This is a genomic window from Sporosarcina sp. E16_8, assembly GCF_017347095.1.
GTDB lineage: Bacteria > Bacillota > Bacilli > Bacillales_A > Planococcaceae > Sporosarcina.
On record NZ_JADPRZ010000007.1, the window covers coordinates 14,525 to 28,614 of the forward strand.

10 protein-coding genes are annotated in these 14,090 nt (G+C 37.4%); all 10 read left to right on the plus strand.

All coding sequences use genetic code 11. The features are described from left to right. Positions 1-3: 3 nt before the first annotated feature. The 10 genes from I2484_RS07715 (at position 4) to I2484_RS07760 (ending at position 13,569) form a co-directional block, all read left to right on the plus strand. The gene (locus tag I2484_RS07715) at positions 4-2,898 is read left to right on the plus strand and encodes a DEAD/DEAH box helicase (RefSeq protein WP_207150469.1); all 2,895 of its coding nucleotides are present in this window, start codon (positions 4-6) and stop codon (positions 2,896-2,898) included. 235 nt (positions 2,899-3,133) lie between these two features. Beyond that, a complete protein-coding gene (locus I2484_RS07720; protein ID WP_207150470.1) occupies positions 3,134-3,355 on the plus strand; it encodes a hypothetical protein in 222 nt (73 codons plus the stop codon). Positions 3,356-3,825: 470 nt separating this feature from the next. Beyond that, entirely contained in the window at positions 3,826-5,046 is a 1,221-nt protein-coding gene (locus I2484_RS07725) for an MFS transporter (protein WP_207150471.1), read from the plus strand. Between the two features lie 738 nt (positions 5,047-5,784). Further along, positions 5,785-6,123, plus strand: coding sequence for an ATP-binding protein (locus I2484_RS07730; protein ID WP_207150472.1), 339 nt, complete (start codon positions 5,785-5,787; stop codon positions 6,121-6,123). A 598-nt stretch (positions 6,124-6,721) separates the two neighbouring features. Next, positions 6,722-8,545, plus strand: coding sequence for an IucA/IucC family protein (locus tag I2484_RS07735; protein WP_207150473.1), 1,824 nt, complete (start codon positions 6,722-6,724; stop codon positions 8,543-8,545). Further along, positions 8,517-10,271 carry an IucA/IucC family protein gene (locus tag I2484_RS07740; RefSeq protein WP_207150474.1) on the plus strand — a complete coding sequence of 585 codons (1,755 nt, stop codon included), beginning with the start codon at positions 8,517-8,519 and terminating at the stop codon, positions 10,269-10,271. The genes I2484_RS07735 and I2484_RS07740 overlap by 29 nt, the downstream gene beginning before the upstream one ends. A 2-nt stretch (positions 10,272-10,273) precedes the next feature. Next, entirely contained in the window at positions 10,274-11,506 is a 1,233-nt protein-coding gene (locus I2484_RS07745) for an AMP-binding protein (protein ID WP_255551217.1), read from the plus strand. Then, the gene (gene asbD, locus I2484_RS07750) at positions 11,503-11,760 is read left to right on the plus strand and encodes a petrobactin biosynthesis protein AsbD (protein ID WP_207150475.1); all 258 of its coding nucleotides are present in this window, start codon (positions 11,503-11,505) and stop codon (positions 11,758-11,760) included. The genes I2484_RS07745 and asbD overlap by 4 nt, the downstream gene beginning before the upstream one ends. A 13-nt stretch (positions 11,761-11,773) precedes the next feature. Further along, positions 11,774-12,748 (plus strand): DUF6005 family protein, encoded by a 975-nt coding sequence (locus tag I2484_RS07755; RefSeq protein WP_207150476.1) that lies wholly within the window; start codon positions 11,774-11,776, stop codon positions 12,746-12,748. After that, positions 12,745-13,569, plus strand: a complete 825-nt coding sequence (locus tag I2484_RS07760; protein ID WP_207150477.1) for a sugar phosphate isomerase/epimerase family protein — start codon at positions 12,745-12,747, stop codon at positions 13,567-13,569. The genes I2484_RS07755 and I2484_RS07760 overlap by 4 nt, the downstream gene beginning before the upstream one ends. Positions 13,570-14,090: the final 521 nt, after the last annotated feature.

The window sequence follows — 14,090 nt, forward strand, 5'->3', positions numbered from 1 at the left end:
AACATGGAAAGTTTTATCCGGAATTTAAATGACTCACTGCAAGAGGGTTTCATCGACAAAAGTCAGAGCAACTCTGGTAGTTTTAAACCAGAACTATTAATCAATAATGTTAAGAAAAATATCAACGTATTAAACACGCTCCAAGAGGAACTTGAAACCAGTGAAGACTTCATTTTTTCTGTAGCGTTCATTACTGAAAGTGGTCTTGCTACAATGAAATCCCTGTTTTTAGATCTTAAGGAAAAGGGTATTTCAGGTCGGATATTAACCTCTACATATTTATATTTTAATCAACCAAAAGTATTTAAAGAGCTTATGAAGTTAATGAATGTAGAAGTACGCTTAACACAGTTAAAAGGCTTTCATTCCAAAGGATATATCTTTAAACATAAAACGCACTACTCTCTGATCGTGGGAAGTTCCAATTTAACCGCGCATGCTTTGAAAGTGAATTATGAGTGGAATGTGAAACTAACGTCCCATGAAAATGGAGATATTGTTCATCATTTTAAACATCAATTTGAAGATGTTTGGGCAGATGCGGATATATTAACAGAAAAGTGGATAGAGAATTATGAAGTAGAATACTTGAAAAATGCCGATCTTAGACTTGCTGAGCAAGTGATCGAGATGCCCGCAAACTATAATCCAAATGCGATCGAAGAATCGGCGAAAATTGTTCCGAATGCCATGCAGAAAGCAGCGTTATTACAGATACAGGCCGTTCGTGATGAAGGAAAAGACAAAGGTTTAGTGATTTCTGCAACTGGTACTGGGAAAACATATTTATCTGCATTTGATGTTAGGAGTTTTGCGCCTAAGAGAATGCTATTTATAGTTCACAGAGAGCAAATACTAAACAAAGCAAAAGAGGATTTTCAAAGAATTCTGGGTGGAATCGATGAAGAGTTTGGATTATATGTAGGCGCTAGCAAGCAGTTAGATAAAAAGTACCTATTTGCTAGTATTCAAACGCTGTCAAAACAAGAAAACTTAAATCAGTTTGACCCTAAAGACTTTGATTATATTCTAATAGATGAAGTACATAAGGCTGGGGCCGCTTCTTATCAGCGTGTCATTAATTATTTCAAACCACAATTTCTAATGGGAATGACAGCCACCCCGGAGCGGACGGACGACTTTAATATCTACTCATTGTTTGATTACAATATAGCTTATGAAATCAGGCTGCAAGAAGCACTTGAAGAGGACATGCTTTGTCCATTTCACTACTTTGGTGTGACGGATCTTGAGTTAGACGGAGAATTAATTGATGATACAGCCGTTTTCACTAAACTGGTAACCGAGGAACGTGTAACCCATATTATTGAGAAAATTAATTACTATGGTTTCTCAGGGAATGAAGTAAAGGGGTTAATATTCTGTAGCCGAAAAGCTGAAGCAAGTGAATTGTCAATTGCATTGAACAATAGAGGCTTTCGAACAGTAGCATTAACAGGGGATGATTTACCAGGGGAAAGAGAACGTAGGATAACTCAATTAGAAAATGGAATTCTTGATTATATTTTGACGGTGGATATTTTTAATGAGGGAATTGATATTCCGAGCATAAATCAAGTGGTGATGTTGAGACAAACTCAATCAAGTATTATTTTCATTCAACAGCTCGGACGTGGATTACGGAAGCATGATTCAAAAACCTACGTGACGATTATCGACTTTATCGGCAACTATAAAAACAACTATCTAATTCCGGTTGCACTCTCAGGTGACAGGTCCCAAAACAAAGACAATGTACGTCGACGGACAAAGGATACAAGCTATATTAAGGGTGTATCAACAGTTAGCTTCGAAGAGATCGCTAAGAAACGAATCTTTAGTTCAATCACCGAAAGTAATTTGACTGCCTTGAAAATTTTACGGGATGCATATATAGAATTGAAAAATAAACTTGGCAGGGTTCCCTACTTATACGATTTTGTAACGAATCATTCCATCGATCCCGTCGTTATCGCAGAGAAACATACGAACTATTACCAATTTCTATTGAAAATGAATGCAGAAATCCCCAAATTAACTAGCTATGAAAACAAAGTGTTAACGATGCTTTCGTTGGAAGTATTGAATGGGAAACGTCAACATGAAGTTTTATTGCTCGAACAATTATTGCATCAGGAACAGATACGCCATGTTGACTATGAGAGTTTGTTAACTGCAAATAACTGTCGGACAGATGAAGCAACCTTGGACTCGGTAAATCGGATCTTGAATTTATCATTTTTCACAACAAGCGTTCAAAGTAAATATGGTGGAAAGCCATTAGTCACCGTAAATGAAAATGGAAATTATACGTTGAATGAATCATTACGTGAAGGGTTAACAAGTAATCCTTACTTTAGAGAGCTAATTCTAGACGTTATTCATAGCACAAAAGCGAAGTCGAAGCTGTATGAATACAATCGCCCACTTACGCTATATGAAAAATACTCCAGAAAAGATGTCTGCAAGCTCTTGAATTGGAATGCAGATGAAAGTTCAACGATGTATGGATACAAGCCCAAGCACAACACTTGTCCCATCTTCATTACTTATCATAAGAATGAAGAGGTAGAATCCAGCGTTAATTACGGCGACGAGCTCCTGAACCCCGAATTACTTAAGTGGTACACAAGAAGCAATCGATCATTAAGATCCCAAGAAGTTCAGAAAATCATTCATTCTGACGACAATAATATTGATATCCATATCTTCGTGAAAAAAGATGACGACGAGGGAACCGATTTCTATTACTTGGGGCAAGGGTACCCAGATAAGTCCAGTGTCGAAGAGGACAGGATGACCGATAAGAATGGCAAGGATCTTCCAGTTGTTCATATGAACATGGTGATGGAGCAGGCTGTGGAGAGTAAGCTTTATCATTATTTAATTGATGAATGAAAAGGCGAATTCCACTTGTGATAAGGGGAACCGTATATTTGATAGGTACCTGTGTGTGACACCGTTCTGGTAATTCACTAGAATTAAATAATAATAAGTCGTGAATTAGGTATTTACTCCAATATCTAATACCAATTATATTATTATACAAATTCCTGAATTGTTCGTTGTTATTTGTTACAGGAACCGATTTTGATCCTCAGAGATTACTATGAAAACTATGGAGGAATACAATTTGGCGTTAATAAATAAGATCGATCATTTAACTAGAAATTCAAGGGTTCATGAAGAGGTAGAGGCTACCTATAATATCCTTTATAAAGATGGAGAAAAGTATCTAGAAGTGACTACTTACGGCTCCAAAGATAGGGAGATGAAGGGTAAGGCGAGTCAAATTATTCAATTTAATAAAGAGGCGATAAAGCAGTTGAAAGAAATTGTTGAAACACAGTTTTAGCACGAATAGAAGTAATGGAGGAATATCCAAGTGTCAGGTGCCTGCGTGTGACACTGTTCAGATAATACAATTACATATTTATAAGGCGTGGCGTGATTAGAAATTATTCGAATTTTTATGCAGTCCTGCGAATTGCTCGTAGTTGTTTGTTGCACACGGAGCGATCTTCAATCTTGTGGAAGATTGCCGGCTTGCTTTCGATTTCCACATTTAATTCAAAAGGCAATCCCTACAATAAACTACAGCTCGGAACGTTCATTATTCGGGAATAGATTCACCCATAAAACAAATAAGGTGCTTGGTCCCCAACAACTATACACTGTTGGGAACCAAGCACCTTATTTCACTTCACATAATCCCAAACGGCATAAACCCCAGATCCATATAGACGCCACTAACCATTATTGATAGTATGAGAAAAGTAACACTACTTTCAAATAATGCTGAATAATGCAGATATGGAGAATAAAATGAAGAAATTTGTATGGATTGCTTCCCTCATTTATTGTTTGAATGGGTTTGGTCATATAATCATTGGGACCGTTTTAGAACCTATGGTGGATTCGTATGGTATTCATTACAGGGATGGCGGACAGTTGATTATGAATCAATTTTTAGGTTTTTTAGGTGGAGTAATGATTGCGCCGCTCATCGTCAATCGAATTGGTCGGAGAATGACGATTTTTCTTGCCTTACTCATTTTTGCGCTTTCCCAGTTTGTGTTTAGCGTCTTACCTAATTGGAATGTGATGTTAGCTATCGCTCCATTTGGTGGGGCGGGAATAGGGATTGCCGAGACAATTGTTGCTGCCCTAATTATTGGCCATTTAAAGGAAAAGAAAGCTATGACACTTGTCATAGTTGAAATATTTTTTGGTGTAGGCGCATTGGCGATTCCAGTCATTTCTGCCTTTTTGATTATGACAGGTGTATGGAATTTTTCGTTTACATTTGTAGCCGTGTTTGCTTCGGTCATTATGCTGCTCTGGTTATTTCTTTCGTTTGGAGAATTGGATCCGATTTTAAAAAGACAGGTGAAGACTTTACCTGAAGATGGACAAAGACCTGTGAAAAAACGTTACTCTAAGAGGCAATTGCCGATTATTGCGACGGGTGCGTTGTTTTTCTTTATGTATGTGGGAACTGAAATGGTCTTGCCAAACTACTTGCCAACAATCATGAGCAAAACAACGAATTTAGATGCTTCCACGCTGGCCTTAAGCATTACTGTCTTTTGGGCAGCCATGACAATTGGGCGTATCAGTATGACCGGTATCATAGATAGAATAGGCTATAGCAAGCTCTTTATCATTTGCTGTATTGGTCAGCTTTTTACCATATCAATGTTTGCTTATTCAACTTCTGTCATGTTTAGCTTTATATCCATATTTTTAACGGGTTTATTTATGGGGGGAGTTTTCTCAATTGGGCTCTTGATTATTAATGAAACGTCTAAAGGATTAGAGGAATGGACCACAAGCATACTGATGGCAATGGGGGGATTAGGCGGCGCATTCCTGCCAAGAATTGTGGGCGAACTGATAGATCGATACCCAATCAGCGTTACCCTATGGTCACTCGTATTATGTACCTTTATTCTTGCGTGTTTAATGGCCGTCATTTTTCACTTTAGAAAAAAGGCAATGGATTTTAAAGGATTGCAACCGAGAAAAGCGAGTAATGTTGTATAAACTACAGTGAAGTCTGGAGTCAAGGCGGCGCCTGAAGAGATCAGATCATGATAGTGAAAGTGTGCTTAGTAAGCAGGCGACGTTTCAAAACTATATGTTGAACAAATGGATATCTGTATTAACTAAGCGAAGCCACCTAATTTAATCCTTCTTAATTTTAGGTGCCTGCGCGACAAATATTCATTAATATTTAAAAATGCGTGTTTATTCATAAGATAAATTCATTTCGTTAGTATAAATTTTATGATAACTTGTTACTTTCTGCATATCCATAAACCTCCTTCCTTAATAGATATTGAAAAGTGGATCATAAGCCTGGCTTTGAAATACTTACATAATATAAATCCGTTTTTTGCTTTTACTAATAACGTTAGCAAAGGATTAATCTATTCAAAATTATTACTTTAGCAAAAAATGTAGGTGTCAGTTTGGGGGAAGTCGATAATTATATATGTTGAAAAATGTATAATAAAGCCGATTGAATGGATCAATGAATCACGGGGACTTTCTGCGAGTATGGAGCCAACGTGCAAATTCAAAAAGCTTTATAAACAGCCATGACGGAACAAACATATAAATATAAAAAGAGGTAGTTCCCACAAGTATATTTGTGATAAGGGACTGCCTTTTTTGTATAAGCATTGGCTAACGTATTTGCAAGGTATATAGATCAATTTTGCTGGAAAGGAGGATATTCTTATGAAGAATAAAAGCGAAATCATGGGGATAATTCAGTAATTGGATCATCATATTGCAGATGATTTTGAGGCACAAGACTTAGAATTTAAACGTTGGAATTTTAGTTCTTTGGAGGAAAATATCAATAAAATGATTAAATACGCTGTTTGTATGGCAAATGGCAGTGGGGGTAGTGTTGTTTTCGGTGTGGCCGATAAAGTGCGGGGAATCGATAATGTTTTAATTGGGATTCCATTTGATGAATTATTTTATAAAGATCATTCGATTCGGCTACTAGTCATGAACATTTTGCCGGAAACCCCGCCTTATACAACAACAAATGGTACAGCAACCATTAGACAAGGAAAAGAGTGTCTGCCGTACAGGAACAATTCGTAGGGATAATCTGATTTTATGAATTAAATTTCATGTGCAGATGCTATTCAGTTAATAATATAAAGTTGAATAGTTGTAAAACGGAAATCATATATACGCGTAAATACTTATCCTGTATGTATTTACATTCAGTGTTATGAATTGTTTGCCGCTGTTTCATGCACCGTCCGCTAAATAGTAGATCAAAATGCCCAATTTATAGAAAATGTAAATAGGGCGTTTCTGCTTGCACTTTTGTTCTTAGAGAACCCTCCACCTATCAAAACAGAAACTATCATTTTTAACTTTAACTCATTAATAGATTAATAGGTACTTAGGCAGTTGAGCCATTTTAAACATTCCTGTAGTATATAGTCATAACTGATAATGATTATCATTATCAGTTTAAGTTGTGTCAGGTATCTGTTAGTGTGTTATCACCCCCTCAAATTCTTAATTTTCTTTTAATTAATAGGGAGGTGTATTATATATCAGCAACACATTTGTTTCCATTTACTTCTTATGTGAGTCTTTCTAATTAGGAAGGCTAATTTTTTTACCGGTAAGTGATAATGGTTATCACTTAATAAGGGGAAGGCTCTGTGAAAGGATGGTTAATTATATGCAACAGGTTGCTAAACAGATTGCAGAAAATGCAACATTTCAGGCGTTTATGAATTGTTATATACGAGAAGTGAGTAGCGGACATTGGGTTAAAAAGGAGGTGTGGGTAAAAGAACAGCGATTATCTATGCTGATCACAGACGCACATGTGTTAGAGCTTGAGTTGCCGATACAAAACACCCGTTTTGCATTTGCTGTGGAATACAAATCTCTTGTTGGAAGACATAGATTTGGTGTCTCGTTGAAGTATTGTGCGAAACAAAAACAATGGCTTCCTGAAGATAAATTAACGATACTCATCACGCTCATTCAAGAACTACATTTAATGGCTAAGGCGGATGGGTGTCCTGGACTTTCTTTCAGTTTTGATGAACTCATTCTTCGCATAATTGAGAGCTATCAAACGATGGCGAACTATATAGAAAAGAGTTTGGAAGATAAGAAACCAAATGGAGCTAACGATACGTTTATTGAAGCTGAGCAGTCTCTCTTATTTGGACATTGGCTTCATCCAACACCTAAAAGCAGACAAGGGATGGCAAATTGGCAACAAACGAGTTTTGCTCCAGAGCTACAAGGTTCTTTCCAGCTTCACTACTTTCGAGTTGACCGTAAAATTGTGAAAGAGTCCTCTGTATTAGAAAAAAGTGCGAGTGAACTCATTTCTCAGTCTTTAACAAAATCACAACCTGATTTTGTTATGTCAGAGAAGGATTGCCTCATTCCGATGCACCCGCTTCAAGCACAGTGGCTTTTACAGCAAGAGTATGTAAAAAAAGCGCTTGCCGAAGGATTGATAAAATACGAAGGTGCGCTTGGGGCGTTTTATACAGCAACCTCTTCGACAAGAACGGTATATAGCTCAAATGAAGAAATGATGTATAAATTTTCAATTCCTGTAAAAATAACAAATTCATTGAGGGTAAATCGAACTCATGAACTAAAAGCGGGAATTGTTATGGCTCGGTTAATGAATAAGATTGATTTCTTACAGAACCATCCATCTTTTCGAATGATTGATGACCCAGCCTATATGACTGTAGAGTTTCCAAATCAGACGGAATCAGGGTTTGAGGTAATTTTTCGCTCAAACGTATTTCCTAAAGGACATGATGAAGGAATCTGCATGATCGCTGCTCTTGTTCAAGAGCCTCTGCCAAAAGAAAAATCGAGACTGTGTCAGCTCATCATGAAAATTTCTCAATCAGAATCCCGCTCATTAGAAAGCGTAAGTTTAGATTGGTTTAAAGTCTATTGGAAATGTGCTATTGAATCATTATTAAGGTTATACGATGAGTATGGGATAGCTCTTGAAGCACATCAGCAAAATAGTGTGTTAAACATTTCTTCAGGTTATCCAACTACTTATTATTATCGTGATAACCAAGGGTATTACTTATCAAAAGCGTATAAAGAAGAACTACTTTCAATAGAGCCTTCTTTACGTGAAACAGAAGAGCTATTTTACGAAGATGCCCTTATTCATGATAGATTTACCTATTATTTGTTTGTGAATCAATTGTTTTCCGTTATTTCCCGATTTGGAGCAGACCAGCTAATCGATGAAAAAACTCTTTTGAAGTGGTCTATCGATCAACTGCACTTATTAGAAAAGGATTTTACAGGTCAAGGGAAGGCATTTGTCCGTAACATTCTAAAACAAGAAAAGCTTGCGTTCAAAGCAAATTTATTAACAAGGTTTCATGATGTAGATGAACTAGAAGCCGAGCTTGAACAAGCGGTATACACGAGAATTCCAAATCCGTTTTTTCTTCAGCATGAGGAGGAAGAATATGCAGCAGCTACAGCCTTTAGCTTCTAAACAAGGAGAGCTACGTGTAAGACGGCAGCTCGTGGAAGCAATGATTTTTGAAGGACTAATCAAATATGAAGAAACTCGTCTAGATAAATGGACTTCAATCTTTACTCTTGATGGACAGAAGTGCACCTATCGTTGTGAAGGGAGAAGAATGGCATTTGATCGTATCCGAATAAAGGGAGATAGTATTTTTCAAGTAGGAAAAGATGAAACGTTACTAGTAGCAACGCTTGAGGATCTAGTAGATGAATTACTTTCGACTCTTAGAGACAAAGTTCGATTACTGAAAGAACTTCATTTAACAAGTAAGCTTTGTGAATGGAATGATCGTCATCTCGAACTGCCAATGTCTAGAAGAAATTCGAGCTATGAAGAATTAGAATCAGAAATTATTGAAGGACATCCATATCACCCTTGTTTTAAATCAAGAACCGGTTTTACGATCGACGACCATAAAGACTATGGCCCTGAGGCAAAGCAATCATTTACCCTTCAATGGGTTGCAGTGAGAAGAAACTATGTACGAATCACTGTTCTTGAAGAGGAAGAGAGCTTTTGGAAAAGAGAGGTAGGGCATTTGATGTGGGAAGGCCTTCTTGCAAAGCTTGCGGTATTCGATGGAACATATGAAGAATATACGTTTTTACCGGTTCATCCTTGGCAGTGGCATAACATGAAACATGAACTAGCTGAATTAATTGAGCAAAAAGATTTAATTCCTCTAGATGTGAAAGGAGATTACTATCGGGCAACCCAATCGGTGCGAACATTATGGAATTTTTCAAATCCTAAAAAGGCACAATTAAAATGTTCGATGAATATGGTGAATACCTCTTCATTACGAAAGTTAGATTCTCATGCTGTTTGTGCCGCTCCTCATATTTCAGCATGGCTTAAACAGGTCATTCAATTAGACTCCTATTTACAAAAAGAAGCGTCTCTTATTGTACTCGAAGAATATGCAGGGATTATTTTTGAACCGAATGTAAAAAAGCATAGCACAAAAATAGAAGGTCAGCTTGGCTCGATATGGCGAGAAAGTGTGCGCTCGTATATGAAGGATGATGAAGAAGCGGTACCGTTTACGGTGCTAATGATGATGGAGAAAGATGGGCGTCCGTTTATAGATGATTGGCTTTTCAGATATGGAACGGAGGAGTGGGTAAAGCGCTTGATCGAAGTGAGTGTTATTCCTGTGTGGCACTTGCTTGTCGCTCACGGTATTGCTGTTGAGGCCCATGCGCAAAATATGATTTTAGTACATAAAAATGGCTGGCCGACTCGGGTTGTACTGAGGGATTTCCATGACAGTATCGAATATATTGAAGAATTTATTGCAGATAGAAGCCTCGTTCCAGACTTTGAATCAATACACGAACGTTTTAAAGATGCACCTGTCGATGTTTATTATTGGATGTCTTCTGTAGAAGCTTTACGAGAGTTAGTTATGGATACATTATTCGTGTTTCATTTAAGTGAACTATCTTATTTGCTAGAAGAGCAGTATGGATTTGCAGAAACATGTTTTTGGAGTCAAGTTTGGGACGGCATACAAAGGCACTTTGAACGTTTTCCATCATTATTCTCAAGAAATGAACAGCTTCAGCATACTAGCACAAATATTTATGTTGAATCTTTGCTAACAAAGAAACTTCAAAATCAAGAAGAAGGTAACTTTCGACATATCGTCAGCAATACGTTGGCGCAAGCGGATAAAAAGGGGAAATGATGATGTTTTATGTCAATGATCAATTCTATACACTAGAAGATATCGAGAAGCAATATGAAGTATATGAAAGCTTATCTCATCTAAGAGAGTGTAACAATCGCAGACTAGCTATTTGTACGGATGATACTTTCCAATATATAGTTCTTTGTTTATATATTCGGCAAAAAGGTGGTTCAGTCGTCCCAATCCATCCAGCGACTCCAAAAGAGGGATCTTTGCGGCTTGCTTCTTCAGCAGGTAGTCATCTTTTGTTGTTCCAATCGATCGATTCCTTTATCGAACTATCAAATCATTCTAATAACCAAGAAGGAGTATTAGTTCAAATGAGCTCAGGTACAACAGGAGCTCCGAAATGTATTGAACGAACGTGGAGTTCAGTGGAAGAAGAGATTGAAAGCTATGTGAAGACGTTACCTATCGATTCCTTGACAAATTCTATTGTCGCTTGTCCGGTTACTCATTCTTATGGATTCATTTGTGGTGTCTTGGCTTGCATAAGAAGGGGAGCAAATCCGGTTATTATTACGAATAGTAATCCTAAATATATTTTGAAAAAGTTAAAAGAATTTCCGAAGCATATACTCTATGCTGCTCCAGCGTTACTTTATACATTAAGTCGATTATTGCCTATTGATCAGAAATTTGATCGTGTGATGACGTCAGGAACATTGATGCCGCATAGTTGGTTGACATCATTAAAAGAGAAATCTCGCCAAGTATTACAGCAGTATGGATGCTCTGAATCCGGTTGTGTTGCGATTAACCCTAATTTGGAAGACACGAAAGAAATGGGCTATCCCCTTCCTCATGTGAAGGTGACAGCTGGTGACAAACAAACACCGAGCGAAATTATCATTGAATTGTACACACAAACGATTTATACAAAAGATCTTGGCTATATAGAAGATAATGTTCTGTCTTTTCTTGCAAGAATGGATGACACGATTAATGTAGCAGGCTTGAATGTGTATCCGCAAGAAGTTGAAACCGTGTTAATGGATGACCCAAGAATAGTCGAAGCGGTCGTATATAAGAAACAAAACAGCCTATCAGGAGAGCGAGTATGCGCACTATACGTGTCTACTGAACCAATCGATAATATGGAACTTAGAGAATGGTGCCGGAAATATCTCGCTCCACATCAAATTCCGATGGAGTTTGTGTTTGTTCATGAAATCGAAAAGCTACCAAATGGAAAAGTTAGTAGAAAAAAACTCGGAGGCATACCAGTATGACGAGAGAACAATTGATCAAGAGCATCTATGATATTCTGGAAAAATCATTAGAGTTGCAGACACTGTCTTCTTTTAATGAAGATGCTCGGTTAAATGAGGATTTGTATATGGATTCAATTATGGTCCTTCAACTGATTCTTCATTTAGAGTTGGATCTTGGCATTTCCATTCCCGATGAGATTCTCGTTCCTAAAGATTTCAAAACAATAGGAACACTAGTAAGCTTTTTAGAAAAACAGCAAAAAGTAGAATAATCGGAGGGCAAAAATGATAAAAGTTCATTGTTTTGTAAGCTGTGTTTGTGAAGTTATTAAGAAAACGAAAGGCGTTGATCATAGACCCTACTATTTTGGGGTATGGGACGCAGATTTTGATGTGCTCGATAATGGAGTGCTAACATACCACTCAGATCGAATTGATCATCACTTCTTTCAAACATGGTATGAAATGCTCTATGGAATCAAGCTTTATAAATGGTATGACGAAGAACAATCAAAACAAGAAAATATAAACAAGCTGCTAAGGTTATTAGAAAATAAATCTCCACATCAACATGTGATGGTGATGCTGGATTTATCGATGCTTCCAGAGCGAGAGAATAAATTTCATCAACGTCCATTTCCGCATTATGTGATGCTAGAATCGACAGAAAATGAAGCAGAGTGGTTTATGTATGACCCTGATTTTCGCTGGGAAGGGATTTTGCCGAAGGAGAGGATTTTAGCTGCAATCCAAGAGCCAACTGTCGGCGGTGGCTATTACTTTGATTCTGAGACGATTATTGCTCCAACTACAGAGACGGTTGAAGCCTATTTTAATACATGTATAAAGCTTCAATGTAATCCGGTGACAGATGCAATTACCGAGATTATTAAAGAGTATATCGTAGGAAATGAAAAAGATAGTATGTCAAAACTTCCGACTGCATTAAAACAATTGCCGGTTTTAGCAATTAGAAAGTATGCATATGAACATGCGTTTGCGTTTTTTTGGGAAGCTCTTGGTCGCGATGAGGAAGGCTTTGAAACATGGTGTGATGAAATTGGGCGTCTAGTAAATGGTTATACAACGGTTCAGTATCGAGCGATGAAACTTGCGATGACGCAAGATTTGTTATTAGTTGAAGATATTTTTGTGAAGTTAGAAGAACAAAATTTCCTTGAGTTCAAGATTAAGCAAGGATTACAAGAATGTTTTCAAGCATGGTTAACATTACAGCACAAGAAAGAGGTTCTTCCATGAAACTATCTATCTGTACGATTTCGTTTCGGCACCATCTCCATTCGATTGATCAAATAGCTCACTTTGCAAAAACTCAAGGTTTTCAAGGAATCGAGCTATGGGGTGTTCATGCAAAGAACTTGGCAGATGAACTTCATTATGGAGCAGAATGGCTAAGCTCATACGGTTTGGAAACGAGCATGATTAGTGATTATTTACCTTTAGAAGCACCAGTTTCTGAGATGATGGCTGAAACAGAGAAGTTATCTTCACTTGCAAAGCGCTGGGGGACGAATAAGATTCGTACATTTGTAGGAAAACAGGGCAGTTCAGGCACGAGTAAGAAAGAAAGGGAAGAACTTATTTCCAGGCTTAGAATGCTCTGTGATTATGTTGAGTCAAAAGGACAATATTTGCTTGTTGAAACTCATCCGAACACATTGACAGATAATCTACCTTCAACTATGCAGTTACTCGAAGAAACGAATCACTCCAGCCTACGAGTGAACTTTGACGTTTTACATATATGGGAATCAGGGATAAACCCTATTGTCGCCATGAAGCAACTTCGTCCTTATATCTCACATTTTCACTTCAAAAATATTGCCTCACGTGCACAACTTGGTGTTTTTTCTCCAAACAATGTTTATGCTGCATCAGGGTCTAGAGAAGGGATCGTTCCATTGTTTGAAGGTGCGATTGATTATGATGAATTCCTAGCAGGAGTACCTTCAATAGAGGAGGTAGATGCGTCATTGGAATGGTTCGGATCCAATGTGAAGAGCGTATTAGCAAAAGATGTTCAGGAGGTTAAGAAGGCTTTGCAGTTGGTTCAAATATAACGTAAGGTTGTTTCAAACATATATGAGCATCGTTTAATTCAATCTAAATTAAAACTATCTCTACTATATCGACTGAGCCCTTAAAACGCTCACTGGCGAAAAGGGGTTCTCATTTTCATTACCATCTATTATGTCTGGAATGAAGGTAGCGACAACATATGAGATCATAGGTGCAGTAATCGGTGAGATGGTCGGTGCAAAAGCTAGTTTAGGATATCTAGTTATTTTGTGAAGTGAAACCTATGATATCAGTATGGTTTTAAATGCCGTATTACTTCTCAGTATCATTGGGTTGATCTTGTATTTACTAGTTGATTTGATTGAAAGGAAATTATTTTGATGGCATGAATTACAAGAATTGATTATGTAAAAGATAAAAGTTAGCTTTCGTAAATAGAGAAGCCGGCGTTGATTATGCAGGTTCTTTGGCGGCAGCTGAAAACGATCTAGATGGAATTGAAAGTGCTAATTTAAGCGATATTTTAAAAAGAGTTTATCCAAGAACATAAGCTCGTGTGATA

Excerpts from the sequence above, each read along its gene's own strand:
- asbD (WP_207150475.1), top strand. The coding sequence starts at position 11,503 with ATGACGAGAGAACAATTGATCAAGAGCATCTATGATATTCTGGAAAAA.
- I2484_RS07735 (WP_207150473.1), top strand. The coding sequence starts at position 6,722 with ATGCAACAGGTTGCTAAACAGATTGCAGAAAATGCAACATTTCAGGCG.
- I2484_RS07715 (WP_207150469.1), top strand. The coding sequence starts at position 4 with ATGGAAAGTTTTATCCGGAATTTAAATGACTCACTGCAAGAGGGTTTC.
- I2484_RS07725 (WP_207150471.1), top strand. The coding sequence starts at position 3,826 with ATGAAGAAATTTGTATGGATTGCTTCCCTCATTTATTGTTTGAATGGG.
- I2484_RS07755 (WP_207150476.1), top strand. The coding sequence starts at position 11,774 with ATGATAAAAGTTCATTGTTTTGTAAGCTGTGTTTGTGAAGTTATTAAG.
- I2484_RS07745 (WP_255551217.1), top strand. The coding sequence starts at position 10,274 with ATGTTTTATGTCAATGATCAATTCTATACACTAGAAGATATCGAGAAG.
- I2484_RS07760 (WP_207150477.1), top strand. The coding sequence starts at position 12,745 with ATGAAACTATCTATCTGTACGATTTCGTTTCGGCACCATCTCCATTCG.
- I2484_RS07740 (WP_207150474.1), top strand. The coding sequence starts at position 8,517 with ATGCAGCAGCTACAGCCTTTAGCTTCTAAACAAGGAGAGCTACGTGTA.